We start from the raw sequence: 16,166 nt of genomic DNA on the forward strand, positions 1-16,166 counted from the left end.
GTTATACGTTCCCCTGTTCCTGCTGTGCCTTCTTCGCTTTCTTGCCTTTCTTCTTGCCGTTGGCCTTGGCCTCAGCCGCTTCTGCCGCAGACAGCACTTCCTGTTTCAGGGCCTCCGGGGCCAGCGGGAAGCCGAGCTTGCGGCGGCTGTCGAAGTAGGCCTGGGCCACGGCACGGGCCAGGGTACGTACGCGCAGGATGAAACGCTGCCGCTCGGTCACGGAAATGGCGTGGCGGGCATCCAGCAGGTTGAAGGTGTGGGAGGCTTTCAGAACCTGTTCATAGGCTGGCAGCGGCAGGCCGGCCTCGATCAGTCGGGCACTCTCGCGCTCGTGCACGTCGAAGCTGTGGAACAGGAACTCGGTATCCGCCTGCTCGAAGTTGTAGGTGGACATCTCCACTTCCTGCTGATGGAACACATCACCGTAAGTGACGACGCCATCCGGGCCTTCGGTCCACACCAGGTCATAGACGCTGTCCACGCCCTGCAGGTACATGGCGATCCGCTCCAGGCCGTAGGTCAGCTCGCCGGTCACCGGATAGCATTCCAGGCCGCCGACCTGCTGGAAGTAGGTGAACTGGGTCACCTCCATGCCGTTGAGCCAGATTTCCCAGCCCAGGCCCCAGGCACCGAGGGTGGGCGATTCCCAGTTGTCCTCGACGAAACGGATGTCGTGGACCAGTGGGTCCAGACCCAGGGCCCGCAGGGAATCCAGGTACAGCTCCTGGATGTTGTCCGGGGAGGGCTTCAGCACCACCTGGAACTGGTAGTAGTGTTGCAGACGGTTGGGGTTTTCACCGTAACGGCCGTCGGTGGGACGACGGCTGGGCTGAACGTAGGCCGCATTCCAGGTCTCCGGACCGATTGCCCGCAGGAAGGTGGCCGGGTGGAAAGTACCGGCGCCCACTTCCATATCCAGGGGCTGGAGAACCACGCAGCCGTGCTGCGCCCAGAAATTCTGCAGAGCCAGGATCAGACCCTGGAAGGTCTTGATATCCGGCGCGGAGTTGTTCGTTGCCTTGTCTGTCACGACGTATGCCTGCTGATTCAGTCTGTGTGTGGCACCCCGATCATCCTTCGGGGCACTGCGAAAAAAGGCGCATTATACGCTTGCCAAAGCGGTATTTCTAAGTGGTCTTCACTGCGTTGATTTTGAACTAGAAGAAGGTCAGACCGACCTGGAACAGCTTCTCCACATCCCGGACCCGGGACTTGTCCACCAGGAACAGGATCACGTGGTCATCCGGCTGTACCCGCAGGTGATCGTGGGCGATCAGGACCTCGTTGTGGCGGACAATGGCGCCGATGGTGGTGCCTTCCGGCAGGGAGATCTCGTCCAGCCGTTTACCCACCACCTTGGAGGACCGGTGATCCCCGTGGGCGATAGCCTCGATGGCTTCGGCCGCGCCCCGGCGCAGTGAGTGAACATTTACTACATCACCCCGGCGGACGTGGGTGAGCAGGCTGCCGATGGTGGTCTGTTGCGGCGAGATGGCGACATCGATATCCCCACCCTGGATCAGGTCCACGTAGTCGGGGTTGTTGATCAGGGTCAGCACCTTGCGGGCGCCGAGTCGTTTGGCCAGCAAGGAGGCCATGATGTTGGCCTCGTCATCGTTGGTCACCGCGCAGAAGACATCGGTGTTCTCGATGTTCTCTTCCAGCAGGATGTCCTTGTTGGCGGCATCCCCTTCCAGCACCACGGTCTTGCGCAGGTTCTCGGACAGCATCACGCAGCGTTCATGATCCCGTTCCAGCAGCTTGACCTGGTAACGGCCCTCCAGGGTACTGGCCAGGCGCTGGCCGATGTTGCCACCGCCACAGATGAAGATCTTCTTGTAGGGCTTCTCCAGGGGCTGCAATTCGCTCATGACCGAGCGGATGTGGTCGGCGCCGGCGATGAAGAACACCTCGTCGCCGTCCTCGATTACGGTGTCGCCCTGGGGCATGATCGCCCGGTCCTTGCGGAAGATGGCGGCCACCCGGGTATCGATCTTGGGCATGTGGGTGCGCAGGTAGGACAGCTCGTGCCCCACCAGTGGCCCGCCCTCGGTGGCCTGGATCGCCACCAGCCGTGCCAGGCCCTTGGAGAACTCCAGTACCTGCAGGGCACCGGGGTATTCGATCAGCCGGGTGATGTGCTTGGTAACCAGGTGCTCCGGACTGATCAGGACATCGATGGGAAATCCGCGCAGGCTGTCCAGGTCCTTCGCCTTGTCCCGCTGGTAGAACAGCTCGGGCTTGGCCAGATAGGCGTTGGCCCGGACCCGGCAGATGGTGGTCGGTGTCTTGTACAGCAGCTTGGTCACCTGGCAGGCGACCATGTTGGTCTCATCGCTATTGGTGACGGCAATCACCATGTCACCGTCTTCGGCGCCAGCCTGGCGGAGTACCGTCGGATAGGACGCCTTGCCCTGGACCGTCCGGATATCGAGCCGATCCTGCAGTTCCCGGAGCCGGACGCTGTCACTGTCGACCACGGTGATGTCGTTGGCTTCGTTGGCGAGGTTTTCGGCCAGGGTTCCGCCCACCTGGCCGGCGCCGAGAATCAGGATCTTCATGGTTCGGGTTTCTCCAGTACCGCGTAAAAGAAGCCGTCGTGGCTGTCAGGGTCCGGCAGCAACTGGCGACCGGCGCCGGTGTCCCGGCCCCAGGCCACATCCGGCTCGACCAGGCCGGCGTCCGGCTGCTGTTTCATGAATCGTTGGATTATACGGTGGTTTTCCTGGGGGAACACGGAACAGGTCGCATATACCAGGCGGCCACCGGGTTTGAGGATAGACCACATGGCCTCGAGCAGCCCCAGCTGGATGCCCGCTAGGGGAGTGATGTCCGATTCCCGCCGCAGCAGCTTGATGTCCGGATGCCGGCGGATCACGCCGGTGGCGCTGCAGGGCACATCCAGCAGGATGCGGTCGAACCCGGCGCCATCCCACCAGCTGTCAATATCCGACGCATTCGCTTGTTTCAGAGTGGCGGTGAGGTCCAGGCGGTCCAGGTTTTCCTGTACCCGGGGCAGGCGCTCGGCGGATTCGTCGATGGCAACCACCTCGGACAGTTCCCCGCAGGCTTCCAGGATGGCGCAGGTTTTGCCGCCCGGGGCCGCGCAGGCATCCAGCACCCGCTGGCCGGGGGCGAGGTCCAGCAGGGTGGTACACAGCTGGGCGGCTTCGTCCTGGACGCTGGCGGCGCCGTCGGCAAACCAGGGTAGCCGGTCCACCGGCACTGGCCGGGCCAGCTGGATAGCGTGGGGGGCGAACCGAGTCGCCGTGGCCTCGATGCCCGCTTCGTCCAGCAGGCCGAGGTAGTGTTCGCGGGTGAAACGCAGGGCATTGACCCGCAGGGTCATGGGGGCCTGGGTGTTATTGGTATCGAGAATCTGCTGCCAGTCCTGCGGCCAGTTGTGGCGCAGCTTGTCCACTATCCACTGGGGGTGGCTGAAGCGCGCCGCGTCATCTTTCGGCTCGGGGGCGCCTTCGCGCTCGGCGGCGCGCAGGACACCGTTGACCAATCCGGTCAGGTGCGGCTTGTCCAGGGCGCGGCAGGCTTCCACCGATTCATTAAGTACTGCGTAGATGGCCTGTTCGCTGAACCGGAGCTGGAACAGGGCAACCAGCATCAGGTGGTGGACAACGCGGTCCTGTTTGCGCAGCGGCTTCTTCAGCCGGCCCTGCAGTTCACCATCGAGCCGCTGGAACCAGCGGCAGGTGCCGTAACACAGAGCCTGGAGTTCCGCCCGTTCGCCCTCCCCGACCCGGTTCAGGGCCGGCGGCAGGCATTGGGACAGGGACTGGCCCTGCTCGACCGCCAGCAGGACGCTGGCCGCTACGGACCGCATGGGTTGTTGGCCGGAGCCCATGTCAGTTCAGCTCCTGGCCGGGCAGCAACAGCTGCTTGCCGCCATTGATCAGGTCATTGACGCTCTGGGCGCGGGCTCCAGGCAGCTGCAGGCGGGTGATGCGCAGGGTGCGTTCACCGCAGGCCACGTCGATGCCTTCCCGTTCCCGACGGATCACGGTGCCCGGGGGTTCGGTGGAGGCATCGGCCAAGGCACTGGCTTCGTGAATGCGGATGCGCTGGTCGTCGAGGTCGGTGTAGGTGCCGGGCCAGGGATTGAAAGCGCGCACCAGCCGTTCGATACCGGTGGCATCCTGGCGCCAGTCAATATGGCCTTCCTCTTTGGACAGCTTGTGGGCGTAGCAGGCCTGCTCGTCGTTCTGGGCTTCCCCGGACAGTTCGCCCTTTTCCAGCAGTGCCAACGCCTTGACGATGGCCTCCCCGCCCAGGGTTGCCAGGCGGTCATGGAGGCTGCCACCGGTATCGTCGTCATGGATCGGGGTGATGGTTTTCAGCAACATGGCGCCGGTATCCAGGCCTTCGTCCATCTGCATGATGGTGATGCCGGTTTCCTGGTCGCCGGCGGCAATGGCCCGCTGGATCGGGGCGGCGCCGCGCCAGCGCGGCAGCAGCGAGGCGTGGATATTCAGGCAGCCGTGGGCCGGGATTTCCAGCACGGTCTTGGGCAGGATCAGGCCGTAGGCGGCAACAATCATCACGTCCGGGTTCAGCATCGCCAGTTCCTGCCGGGCTTCCGGACTGCGAAAGTTCTCGGGCTGGAACACCGGCAGGTCAGCTTCAAGGGCCACCTTCTTGACCGGGCTGGGCATCAGCTTGCGGCCCCGGCCGGCAGGCCGGTCCGGCTGGGAGTATACGCCGACGATGTCGTGGTGGGTGGCCAGAAGGGCTGTCAGGGCGCTAGCGGCAAAGTCGGGGGTGCCGGCAAATACGATTCGCACTGTGGTGTCGTCTCTGTTCCGTTGAATACGAAAAGACCGGGTCATCGCCCGGTCCGTCACTGCCTGTCTGTTCTGGTGGCCTGAAACAGATCAGGCACTCTTGCGATGAAGCTTTTCCAGTTTCTTCTTGATCCGGTTACGCTTCAGGGCGCTGAGATAGTCCACGAACAGCTTGCCGTTGAGGTGGTCCATCTCGTGCTGGATGCAGACCGCCAGCAAACCTTGTGCCTCAATTTCGAACGGCTCGCCGTTGCGGTCCAGTGCCCGGATCCGGCAGTGCTCGATGCGCTCCACGTCCTCATAGAATCCGGGGACCGAGAGACATCCTTCCTGCATGGCCTCGTAATCGCCGTCGAGGACTTCCACCTCCGGGTTGATGAATACCCGCGGCTCGCTTTTGTCCTCGGACAGATCCATCACGATGATCTGCTTGTGAACATTGATCTGGCTCGCCGCCAGACCGATTCCGGGCGCATCGTACATGGTCTCGAACATGTCGTCGATCAGCTTTCGGATGTCGTCTGTGACTTCGTTCACCGGCTTGGCGATGGTGCGCAGACGGGGATCCGGGTATTCGAGGATTTCTAGTATCATAACGCTCGCGTTTCTGGTCCGTATGTCCGGCAGTTCAGGCAATCCGCCCGGCTACCGTTTGAGTTTTGTAATCCTGTGAAGGAAGTCTCGATATTATCCCCCAATTCCACGATTGAGTACAAACTGATCAGTTAATAGTTAAAATCTTTCACGGGCAGAATAGAATTCACTGGAAGAACAAAAGATAACATCACAATTTCCGAGACTTCTTCTATAGTATCAGGAATAACAACGTAATAAGCTGCAGGTATTCCGGCTGCATCCCAACAGAATGCAAAGACTCAAGGCACGCGATCAAGGACTTACACAATGAGGAAACTGCTGTACGCTCTGGCAGCCACTGCGCTGCTGTTCACTTCCTGGGCCCAGGCACAACCGGAGCTGCGGTCCGACCATCCCGAGCGTTACACTGTCGTGAAGGGGGACACCCTCTGGGACATTTCGGCGCGCTTTCTGAACAACCCATGGTACTGGCCGGAAATCTGGCACGTTAATCCCCAGGTTGCCAACCCGCATCTGATCTATCCGGGTGATCGCCTCGCCCTGGTCTATATCGACGGAAAACCGCGGATTACCAAGGTGGCTTCCAACGGCGTGGTGAAGCTCTCGCCGCAGGTGCGCTCCGAGCCGATTGATACCCCGATCCCGGCCATCCCCCTGGACGCCATCAGCAGCTTCCTGACTGATACCCGTATCGTCACCCCGGAAGAGCTCGAGGGTGCGCCCTACGTGCTGGAAGGGGAAGACGGCCGCATCATCACCGGCGCCGGTGACCGGGTCTATGCCCGGGGCGACAAACCGGCAGACAAGGTGGGTATCTTCCGACGCACCAAGGAATTCCGTGACCCGGATACCGGCGAGTTCCTGGGCCTGGAGGCCCGCAGCATTGGTGCCGGCAACATCACCGCCGAAAACGGGGATGTCCTGACCCTGCGGCTGACCAAGTCCAACCAGGAGATCCGCATTGGTGATCGCCTGCTGACCAGCGTCGATCGCCCGATTGCCACCAGCTTTGTACCCAGCTCGCCGGACGAAACCGTTGAGGGCGAGATGATCGCCGTCGATGGCGGTGTCAGCCAGATCGGTCAGTACAACGTGGTGGCGATCAACCGCGGTGAACGGGATGGCCTCGAAGCGGGCAACGTGATGGCCGTGCTCAAGAGCGGCAATCTGGTGCGCGATCCGGTCACCGGCGAAACCATCGAGCTGCCTTCCGAGCGTGCCGGTCTGCTGATGGTATTCCAGGCCTACGAGAAGATGAGCTACGGGCTGGTCCTGCAGGCCACCCGTCCACTGTCCGTGGGTGACAAGGTCACCAATCCCTGATCGGACAGAAGCTTCCAGCTGCAGTTGAATGGCCGGGCGGGATTGCCCGGCCATTGTTGTTTTCAAGGACGAAGAATCATGACCGAATTGCTTTCCGGCGCGGGTTCCCGCGACCGTTTCTGCCAGGCGCTCGAACACCCTGCTTCGCCCTGGCTCCTTCTTGCCACCCTGCCCCAGTTCGGTATCCGGCGGCGTGAGGCCGCGATGGCTGCAACCGCAAAATTGACCGATTTGCTGGTTATGAACGCCGCCACCCTCAAAGCTGTTGGTCTGCATCCGGAAAGCATTACCGGAATCCGTGCCTGGCAGGACAAAGACCTCACTCACCCGGCCCTGATGGAAGTCGCGGAGACCCTGATCGCTTGCGGGCAACATGGCATCCACATCCTTAGCTGGGCCGATGCCGATTATCCCGAAGCCTTGCGCCATATCCATGACGCCCCCCTGGTCCTCTATACCCAGGGCAACCAGGCCCTGCTCGGCCGGGATCAGATCGGCATCGTGGGCAGTCGTCATGCCACCCGCCCGGGACTGGACCATGCCCGCCGGTTCGCAGCGGAACTCAGTCGGCGGGAGCTGGTGGTCACCAGTGGGCTCGCCCTGGGTGTGGACGGTGCCGCCCATGCCGGCGCCCTGGATGCCGGCTTTACCACCATCGCGGTCATCGGCTGCGGGCTGGATCAGATCTATCCCCGCCAGCACCACAAGCTGGGCCAGCGGGTGATCGAGCAGGGCGTGCTGGTGTCGGAATATCCCCCCGGGACGCCGGCTCGTGCCGCCCATTTTCCCCAGCGCAACCGGATCATCAGCGGACTGTCCCGGGGTGTGCTGGTGGTGGAGGCGGGCCTCAAGAGTGGCTCGCTAATCACCGCCAGGCTGGCGCTGGAACAGGGCCGAGAGGTATTTGCCATTCCCGGTTCCGTCCACAGTCCGGTGGCCCGGGGCTGTCACCACCTGATCAAGCAGGGTGCCCGGCTGGTGGAAACCGTGGACGATGTGCTGGAAGAACTGGGTGCCTGGTGGTCGCCGCAAGCCGGGGAGACGGATTCCGGCGAGGCGCCGGGGGCGCCGGATCTGTCGCGACTGGGGCAACGGGAAATCGCGGTATTTGAGGCATTAGGGTATGATCCGGTATCAACCGATGCACTGGGTTCGGCGACCGGTTTGGCCGCAGACCAGCTGATGCAGTCCCTGTTGCTCCTGGAGCTGGAAGGGTTGGTCAGTTCGGCTCCGGGCGGCTACCTGCGGATCGCCTGAGCCCGGTGCCCTGTTCCACCCCGTGCTGAACAGATGATTCTCGATGCCCGTGACCAAGCCACTGAATGACTGGCAATGCCGCCGTGCCCGCCGCACCCTGCTCCAGGGTGGTGTTATCGCCTACCCGACCGAAGCGGTCTGGGGCCTGGGGTGTGATCCCTGGGATGTCCTGGCGGTAGAGCGAATCCTGGAACTGAAACAGCGCCCCATGGAAAAGGGCATGATCCTGGTGGCCGCTTCGGTGGAGCAGGTGCGTTTCCTGCTCGACCCGTTGCCGGCAAACCTCCGGGAAACCGCCATGAACCACTGGCCGGGGCCCGTGACCTGCCTGTTGCCGGATGTGAACGAGCAGATTCCGGAGTGGGTCCGGGGGCGCCACAGCTCCATTGCAGTGCGTGTCAGCGACCATCCGGTGGTCCGTTCCCTGTGCGAGGCGGCCGGCATGCCGCTGGTCTCCACCTCCTGCAATCCCGCCGGGCGCCAGCCGGCCCGTCATTCCTGGCAGGTACGCCGCTATTTCGGTGACCAGCTGGACTGGATCGTGCCCGGTGAACTTGGTGGCAATCGCAAACCCAGCCGCATTATTGATATCGTCACCGGCCAGCAGCTTCGATAGGAGAGTTCATGTCACAACAACCCGACAGCCAGGCCGTCAAGGAATACCTGCTCGGTCTGCAGGAAAACATCTGCCGTCGCCTGGAAGCGGTGGACGGCGAGGCCTCGTTCATCCGTGATTCCTGGGACCGCCCGGAAGGCGGCGGTGGTATCAGCCGGGTTATCAGTGAGGGCCGGGTGTTCGAGAAAGGCGGCGTGAACTTTTCCCACGTCATGGGCGACACCATGCCCGCCTCCGCCACGGCCCATCGGCCCCATCTGGCCGGCGCGCCCTGGCAGGCCATGGGTGTTTCCCTGGTGATTCACCCGAACAACCCCTACGTGCCCACTTCCCACGCCAATGTCCGCTTCTTTATCGCCACGCCCAAAGACGGCGAACCCGTGTACTGGTTCGGTGGTGGCTATGACCTGACGCCATACTATGGTTTCGACGAGGATTGCGTGCACTGGCACCGGACCGCCAAAGCCGCCTGTGAGCCTTTCGGTGAGGATACCTACCGGCGCTTCAAAGACTGGTGTGACGACTATTTCTATCTCAAGCACAGGAACGAGCCCCGGGGCGTCGGCGGCCTGTTCTTCGATGACCACAACACCGGTGATTTCGGCCAGGACTTTGCCCTGATGCAATCGGTGGGCGACAGCTATATTGAAGCCTATGAACCGATCGTCCGGAAGCGGATCGAGATGGACTTCGGTGAGCGGGAGCGCAACTTCCAGCTCTACCGCCGGGGCCGCTATGTCGAGTTCAACCTGGTATATGACCGGGGCACCCTGTTCGGCCTGCAGTCCGGCGGCCGCACCGAGTCGATCCTGATGTCCCTGCCGCCGCTGGTACGCTGGGACTATAACCGGGTGCCGGAGCCCGGCACCGAGGAAGCCCGGCTGACCGAGTATTTTCTTACGGGCCGGGACTGGCTGGGAGAGAATCATGACCAATGATCTGTACGCGGTGATCGGGCATCCGATCAGTCACAGCAAATCTCCCCGGATCCATAGCCTGTTTGCGCAGCAGACCGGCGAGCCGGTGGAGTACACCGCCATCCAGGCACCCCTCAACGACTTTGCCGGTACCGTCCGGCAGTTTTTCGAGCGGGGCGGCAAAGGCCTCAATGTTACGGTCCCCTTCAAGGAACAGGCCTGGCAGTTGGCGGACCAGCGCACCGGACGGGCGGAGAAGGCTGGCGCCGCCAATACCCTGTATTACGATAAAGGCCGCCTGGTGGCGGATAACACCGATGGCTGCGGTATCGTTCGTGATCTGGTCGATAACCAGGGTGTGACCCTAAAGGGTGCCCGGATCCTGGTGCTTGGCGCCGGCGGTGCCGTGCGCGGCGTGATCGGTCCCCTGCTGGCGGAAAAACCGGCGGAGCTGGTGATCGCCAACCGGACCGTAACGAAGGCTGAAGCCCTGGTGGATCTGTTTGCCGACGACGCTGGCGACACCCGCCTCAGCGCCTGCGGGTTCGGGGAGCCCGAGCAGCCATTCGACCTGATCATCAATGGCACCAGCGCCAGCCTCCAGGGTGATCTTCCGGCCCTGTCACCGACGGTCATCGGCACCGACACGGTGGTGTACGACATGATGTACTCCCTGAAGACCACCACCTTCAACCAGTGGGCACTGGACCAGGGTGCCACCCGGGTGTTTGATGGCCTCGGCATGCTGGTGGAACAGGCCGCCGAGTCGTTCCGGGTCTGGCGCGGCGTGCGCCCGGAGACCGCCGCGGTAGTCGAGGAGTTGCGCACCGACTGAGCCGGGCGAGTCAAAAGAAAGGCAGTGGCCGGGGGCGTGATCCCGGCGCCTGCCTGGGTAATGGTCAGTGTGAACTGAAGCAGACTTACTCCACGTTCACTTCGATGGCCTTCGGCTCCTTCGGTTCAGCCTTGTTGATAGTCAGGGTCAGCAGGCCATCCTTGAAGTTGGCCTTGACGCTGTTCTCGTCCACATTTTCCGGCAGGGTGAAGCTACGCATGAAGCTGCCGTAGAAGCGCTCGATGCGGTGCATCTTCTTGTCCTCGGTTTCCTCTTCCTGCCTGCGTTCACCCTTGATGGTGAGGATACCGTCATGCACGGTCACCTTCACGTCGTCCTTGGACATGCCCGGCAGTTCGGCCTCGACGGTAAAGGCCTGGTCGGTTTCCTTGATATCCACCGCCGGAGCCCAGTCACTGCGACTGAACAGGTCTTTGCCTTCCCGCTCACCACCGGCCCGGGTCAGCCCGAACATCCGGTTGTAGCGGTTCATCAGGTCTTCGAACTCATTGATCGGATTCCAGCGTGTCAGGTTGCTCATAGTCATTCCTCCTTGGTACGAAAACGAATCTGAAAGTGTGTTATCAGCTTCGCTCGCGGAACAGCTCCTTGCCGGCGACGCCAACCGGCCGGTTATCCGTGAACATCTGCTACCTTGGAATGTAGGCGCTCCCGGTCGGTTTTCAAGGGTGAAGTTGGTTAAGTTTTGATCGGCATCAATTGCGCCGTAAGCTGTTCAGGGCGCGCCATAGTGTCGGTGCAGAAAGGCCCGGAATCGGCTCATGGGAGCGCCGACTGTCTCCATGTCGGGCCGGGTACCGGGCCGGAAACCGGGCAACTCCCCGGACAGGAACGGGGCGACCAGGGCCGGGTCACTGCTGATGACATGCACGATGACATCCCGGCTTGCGCTTTCGCCGGTGATCAGGGGGGCGGGCTGGTGATCACCCAGAACGAACATCAGAGTGTTTTCGCCCAGGTGACGGGCGGCAAAACCACTCGCGACGGCCAGGGCGTAATCGGTCGCCCGGGCGTAATGCTGGCGCACCCGGTCCGGTTCCCGCCACAGCGACGCCGGCGCTTCGCCGGTGCCCTCCCATTGCCGGAATACCTGACCGTCCCCGATGCTGTCCCATTGCGCGAGCACGGGCAGTATGGGCACCCAGGGGGCGTGGCTGCTGATCAGCGCCAGTTCCGCAAACATCGGCCCGGCACTGTCCCTGCGGTGGCGCCCGAACCAGTGCCAGGTGTACTGATCCGGCATGGTGACCCAGTTGAAGGCCGGGCCCTGGTAGCCGAGGTCGTCGTGATCGAAGATCCGGTCATAACCCAGCAGCTTGCCCTCCGGCCAGGGTTCGGTGATCGCGGGCATGACAGCCAGCGTCTCATGGCCGGTACGGCGGAAGTCGTCCACCAGCGTCGGGTAGTCGCTGCTCAGCAGCGTTTCGTAGGCCAGCTGGTTCTGGATCCATTGCCCGCTGAGTACCGACAGGTGCCCGAGCCAGGACTGGCCGCCCTGGATCGGTGATTCGAGCCGACCGGTCGCCACGGTCAGATCCGCTTGTGCCAGTTCATCTGCCATGGCGTCCAGCCGGGGTCCGATGATGGTCCGGTACGGCTCATCGGTCAGCCCCGTGATGCCATAGGATTCGATGAAGGCCAGGATCACGTCCGTGTCTGCCAGGCGGGCCAGCTCCCGGGGCTCACCGGCAGCCGCCTGCCCGCTCAGCTGGGCGGCAAAAGCCTCGGTGGTGCGGTGGGTGTGGGCAATCAGTGATCCCTGGTTGGCGACAAAGGCCAGGGCCGGGCTGCCCACCCAGGGCGTTACCGCGGTGGCTATCGCCAGCCCGGTGATCAGCAATAATGGTATTCCCAGGGATTCCGGAGAGTGCCTGGTCAGCCGCGCAGTGAGGGCAAGGAACAGCCTCGCGAGCGCGGCCAGTACCAAGGCCAGCAGCGCCAGGACAAGGATGGCGCCGGCCGCCCCGAGGTTGGTACGTAGAAGATGCCAGGCAGCATCCACCAGGCCCACCTCCAGGTACAGATTCAGCCCCCGCCCCAGGCTCTCCCGGAGCAGGGCATCCGCAACAACCAGCAGTACCAGCAAACCGTGGGCCGCCGCCAGGGTGCCTAGCAGGAACCCAGGAGGGCTTCGCCGCAACGCCAGCAGTGTCCAGATGGCCAGCGCCTCCACTGCGAGCCACGGCATCTCGCCCGGCACCGCCAGTGCTGGTACCAGCAGCAGGCCGTTGAGTAACAGGAAGGCAATGGCCATCAGGATGCGACTTCGAACCATTGGTGCGCCCTCGAGGATCAGACCACTCTGATACTACCTCTGACTGCTTTCGCTGAGGTACTCATTCTTGAGCTTCACGTAGTTGGCGGCGGTGTACTTGAAGAACGTCTTTTCCTTGTCGGTCAGCGGCCGGGCCTGTTTGGCCGGTGATCCCACGTACAGATAGCCGGATTTCAGGGTCTTGCCCGGTGGTACCAGGCAACCAGCGGCAACGATCACCTCGTCTTCGACGACCGCGCCATCCATGATGATGCAGCCCATGCCCACCAGCACCCGACTGCCGATGGTGCAGCCATGCAACAGGGCCTTGTGTCCGACGGTGACGTCGTCTCCCAGCGTCAGCGGATAACCGCCGGGGTTATAGTCGCTGGCATGGGTGATGTGCAGTACCGATCCATCCTGGATACTGCAACGATCCCCGATGCGGATCTTGTGCATGTCACCCCGCACGACGGTCATCGGCCAGATGGACACATCCTCACCGGTCTGGACATCTCCGATGACCACCGCACTGGGATCGACCCAGCACCGTTCGCCAAAATGTGGCGTAATACCCTTGTGAGAGCGTACATTCGTCATTACATATACCTGTGTCTGATTTGCCCGGAGGCTTGGGGCACCTGTGGGAGAGACCCTTCCAAAACTGTGCGGAGCCATGGATGGCGGAGCTCAAGCGTCACAGGGACGTGCCGCCAGGAGCGTGTTTTGGAAGGGTCTCTCCCACAGGTGCCTGCCCCATAGTTGAGGCACCGAAACTACCTTAGATGCAAAGAGCTGAGAAGAGGACTTATGAATAACCCTTTACTGACCGAAGATCTGTTGCCGAAATTCGACCATGTGCGCACCGAGCACATGGAAACGGCGATTGACCAGATTCTCAGCGAGAACCGCATGAAGATCAGCCAGCTCGCCGAGCAGGATGACCCCACCTGGGACACCCTGGCCCAGCCCATGCAGGCGCTGGAAGACAAACTCTCCAATGCCTGGTCGGTGATCTCTCACCTGAACGGGGTGATGAACAACGACGAGCTGCGCAAGGTTTACAAGAACTGCCTGGAAAAGCTCACCGAGTACAGCACCGAAATCAGCCAGAACGAACCCCTGTGCAACGCCTACAAGAAACTGGCGGCCCGGGAGGATTTCAAGGACCTGAACGAGGCCCAGCGCAAGTCCGTCGAGAACACCCTGCGTGATTTCCACCTTGGAGGTGTCGATCTGCCGGCGGACAAGAAAAAACGTTACGCCGACCTGTCCCGGGAGCTGGCGGAGCTGTCCAACAAGTTCAGCGACAACGTACTGGATGCCACCCAACACTGGTACAAGCAGATTACCGACGTGGACGAGTTGTCCGGCCTGCCGGAAACCGCCATCGAAGGTGCCAAGCAGGCCGCTCGCCAGAAAGAGCTGGATGGCTACGTTATCACCCTGGACTTCCCCAGTTTCTACCCGGTGATGACCTACTGCGACAACCGGGAACTGCGCCGGGAAGTCTATGAAGCGTTTGTCACCCGTGCTTCGGACCAGGGCCCGGATGCCGGCACCTGGGACAACACCCCGGTGATGGCGGAAATCCTGAAGCGTCGCCACGCCCTGTCCCAGCTGCTGGGCTTCAACAATTACGCCGAGCGCTCCCTGGCCACCAAGATGGCCCGTAGCGTTGACGAGGTGCTGGAGTTCCTGAACCAGCTGGCGGCAAAATCCAAGCCGGTGGCGGAAAAGGAATTTGCCGAACTGAAAGCCTTTGCCAAAGACGAACATGGTGTGGACGACCTGAAGGCCTGGGACATCGGTTACTACAGCGAGAAGCTGCGTCAGAAGCAGTACGACATCTCCCCGGAGACTCTGCGGCCCTGGTTCCCGGTCAATAAGGTCGTGCCGGGCCTGTTCCGGGTGGCCGAGAGGCTGTTTGATGTCCAGATCGAGGAACGCCCCGAAGTCGAGACCTGGCACGAGGATGCCACCGCCTACTGCATCAGCCGCCATGGCGAACCGGTGGCCTGGTTCTACCTGGATCTGTTCGCCCGCCAGGGCAAGCGCGGCGGTGCCTGGATGGCCGACTGCCGGGTACGCTGGCGTGACCAGCGCGGCCGCCTGCAGCTGCCGGTGGCATTCCTGACCTGTAACTTCACCCCGCCGGTGAATGGCAAGCCGTCACTGCTGACCCACGACGAAGTCACCACCCTGTTCCACGAGTTCGGGCACGGCCTGCATCACATGCTGACCCAGGTGGACGTACTGGACGTATCCGGCATCAACGGCGTGGCCTGGGACGCGGTCGAGCTGCCCAGCCAGTTCCTGGAAAACTGGTGCTGGAACCCGGAATCCCTGGCGCTGATCGCAAGCCACCACGAAACCGGCGAGCCGCTGCCGGAGGATCTGCTGCAGAAACTGCTGGCGGCCAAGAACTTCCAGTCCGGTATGGGCATGGTGCGCCAGCTGGAGTTCTCCCTGTTTGACTTCCGCCTGCACGCGGAATTCACCGAGGAGGCTCCCACTAACCCGCTGGACATGCACCGCAAGGTACGGGAAGAGATCGCCGTGGTGGAGGCCCCGGAGTTCAACCGCTTCCCCAACGCCTTCTCCCACATCTTCGCCGGCGGCTATGCGGCGGGCTACTACAGCTACAAGTGGGCCGAAGTCCTGGCGGCAGATGCCTTCTCCCTGTTCGAGGAAAAAGGCATCTTCGACCCGGAAACCGGCAAGGCCTTCCTGCAGAACATCCTGGAGAAAGGCGGTTCCCAGGAGCCCATGGAACTGTTCAAGGCCTTCCGTGGTCGGGAACCCCAAGTGGACGCCCTGTTGCGACAATCCGGCATCACGGACGAAGCCGCCTGATACAATGTCGGTAATTGGCCGGGTGGAGCCACGCGAAACCCGGCCGCCGATCTGAAAAACCGGAGTAACCTATGGCAAGTCCGAAACGTTTCATCGCCGGCGCCGTTTGCCCCCGCTGTGCGGAGATGGACAAGATCATGATGTTCACGGATGACAACGACAAGCAGGTGCGTGAGTGCGTGGCCTGCGGGTTCACCGATGGGTTGTCCGAGGAGCCGGATACCCAGGTGCTGGAGCTGGAAACCCGGGTGAACAAGCGCAAGAACGAGGATGATCACACCGTCAAGCAGGTGGTGTTTTTCAAGGCTGGGTCTGAGGACTAAGTGCGGCGTTTCTAGCCTGGTCTAGCCTGGTTGTTGTGGGGGCTTTGAGGGAGTGGGGGTGCTTTCCTTTCGGGCACAAAAAACTCGCTTCGCTCCCACACTCGCGCCCGCCAGCACCCCCCCCCCACTCCCTCTCTCACCGAACACTCCGATATGTCTATGAAACTGCTTGAGTGTTCTTTGGATTTACCGACAAGCTTCCCTGGTTTCCGGGGCGTTCCCGCAGCTTGAAGCGGAAGAAGGTGAACGCTTTAAAATCCCGTCAGGTTTTCTCAGATATACCTGCTTAGTCAGAGAACGAGGGGGCGGGGTACCTTTTCTGCCGGGCACAATTGTCTGAGCGAAGCGAGTTTTTTGTGCCCAGAAGAAAA

Annotated in this window: 15 protein-coding genes; 7 read left to right on the forward strand and 8 right to left on the reverse strand. The window is 62.1% G+C overall.

What is annotated here, in order from left to right:
• Position 1: 1 nt before the first annotated feature.
• From glyQ to def, 5 genes are all read right to left on the reverse strand, one after another.
• A complete protein-coding gene (glyQ, locus tag ACESMW_RS06050) occupies positions 2–1,030 on the reverse strand; it encodes a glycine--tRNA ligase subunit alpha (protein ID WP_372986161.1) in 1,029 nt (342 codons plus the stop codon).
• Positions 1,031–1,157: 127 nt separating this feature from the next.
• Positions 1,158–2,561 carry a Trk system potassium transporter TrkA gene (gene trkA / locus ACESMW_RS06055; protein ID WP_372986162.1) on the reverse strand — a complete coding sequence of 468 codons (1,404 nt, stop codon included), beginning with the start codon at positions 2,559–2,561 and terminating at the stop codon, positions 1,158–1,160.
• On the reverse strand, positions 2,558–3,859 hold the full coding sequence (gene rsmB, locus ACESMW_RS06060) for a 16S rRNA (cytosine(967)-C(5))-methyltransferase RsmB (RefSeq protein WP_372986163.1): 1,302 nt from the start codon (positions 3,857–3,859) through the stop codon (positions 2,558–2,560). Before rsmB ends, trkA begins: the two co-directional genes overlap by 4 nt.
• A gap of 1 nt (position 3,860) precedes the next feature.
• The gene (fmt, locus tag ACESMW_RS06065) at positions 3,861–4,796 is read right to left on the reverse strand and encodes a methionyl-tRNA formyltransferase (protein ID WP_372986164.1); all 936 of its coding nucleotides are present in this window, start codon (positions 4,794–4,796) and stop codon (positions 3,861–3,863) included.
• Positions 4,797–4,886: 90 nt separating this feature from the next.
• A complete protein-coding gene (gene def / locus ACESMW_RS06070; protein WP_372986165.1) occupies positions 4,887–5,390 on the reverse strand; it encodes a peptide deformylase in 504 nt (167 codons plus the stop codon).
• 309 nt (positions 5,391–5,699) lie between these two features.
• Here def and ACESMW_RS06075 point away from each other — a divergent pair, with 309 nt between their 5' ends.
• The 5 genes from ACESMW_RS06075 (at position 5,700) to aroE (ending at position 10,341) form a co-directional block, all read left to right on the forward strand.
• The gene (locus tag ACESMW_RS06075; protein ID WP_372986166.1) at positions 5,700–6,716 is read left to right on the forward strand and encodes a LysM peptidoglycan-binding domain-containing protein; all 1,017 of its coding nucleotides are present in this window, start codon (positions 5,700–5,702) and stop codon (positions 6,714–6,716) included.
• Positions 6,717–6,794: 78 nt separating this feature from the next.
• Positions 6,795–7,973: a DNA-processing protein DprA gene (gene dprA / locus ACESMW_RS06080; RefSeq protein ID WP_372986167.1), complete on the forward strand. Its 1,179-nt coding sequence runs from the start codon at positions 6,795–6,797 to the stop codon at positions 7,971–7,973.
• Between the two features lie 43 nt (positions 7,974–8,016).
• Positions 8,017–8,589, forward strand: coding sequence for an L-threonylcarbamoyladenylate synthase (locus tag ACESMW_RS06085; protein WP_372986168.1), 573 nt, complete (start codon positions 8,017–8,019; stop codon positions 8,587–8,589).
• Between the two features lie 8 nt (positions 8,590–8,597).
• On the forward strand, positions 8,598–9,527 hold the full coding sequence (hemF, locus tag ACESMW_RS06090) for an oxygen-dependent coproporphyrinogen oxidase (RefSeq protein WP_372986169.1): 930 nt from the start codon (positions 8,598–8,600) through the stop codon (positions 9,525–9,527).
• The gene (gene aroE / locus ACESMW_RS06095; RefSeq protein ID WP_372986170.1) at positions 9,517–10,341 is read left to right on the forward strand and encodes a shikimate dehydrogenase; all 825 of its coding nucleotides are present in this window, start codon (positions 9,517–9,519) and stop codon (positions 10,339–10,341) included. Before hemF ends, aroE begins: the two co-directional genes overlap by 11 nt.
• 85 nt (positions 10,342–10,426) lie before the next feature.
• Here aroE and ACESMW_RS06100 read toward each other — a convergent pair whose 3' ends face one another.
• From ACESMW_RS06100 to ACESMW_RS06110, 3 genes are all read right to left on the reverse strand, one after another.
• Positions 10,427–10,882, reverse strand: a complete 456-nt coding sequence (locus tag ACESMW_RS06100) for an Hsp20/alpha crystallin family protein (RefSeq protein ID WP_372986171.1) — start codon at positions 10,880–10,882, stop codon at positions 10,427–10,429.
• Positions 10,883–11,077: 195 nt separating this feature from the next.
• Complete coding sequence (locus tag ACESMW_RS06105; RefSeq protein WP_372986172.1) at positions 11,078–12,637, reverse strand: sulfatase; 1,560 nt, start codon at positions 12,635–12,637, stop codon at positions 11,078–11,080.
• A gap of 33 nt (positions 12,638–12,670) precedes the next feature.
• On the reverse strand, positions 12,671–13,216 hold the full coding sequence (locus ACESMW_RS06110) for a gamma carbonic anhydrase family protein (RefSeq protein WP_372986173.1): 546 nt from the start codon (positions 13,214–13,216) through the stop codon (positions 12,671–12,673).
• 210 nt (positions 13,217–13,426) lie between these two features.
• On the opposite strand from ACESMW_RS06110, the gene prlC reads away from it, so the two are divergent.
• Positions 13,427–15,472, forward strand: coding sequence for an oligopeptidase A (prlC, locus tag ACESMW_RS06115; RefSeq protein WP_372986174.1), 2,046 nt, complete (start codon positions 13,427–13,429; stop codon positions 15,470–15,472).
• Positions 15,473–15,543: 71 nt separating this feature from the next.
• Positions 15,544–15,795: a YheV family putative zinc ribbon protein gene (locus ACESMW_RS06120; RefSeq protein ID WP_239037943.1), complete on the forward strand. Its 252-nt coding sequence runs from the start codon at positions 15,544–15,546 to the stop codon at positions 15,793–15,795.
• Positions 15,796–16,166 lie beyond the last annotated feature (371 nt).

Origin of the sequence: Marinobacter sp. (genome assembly GCF_041690455.1) — a bacterium.
Taxonomy (GTDB): Bacteria; Pseudomonadota; Gammaproteobacteria; order Pseudomonadales; family Oleiphilaceae; genus Marinobacter.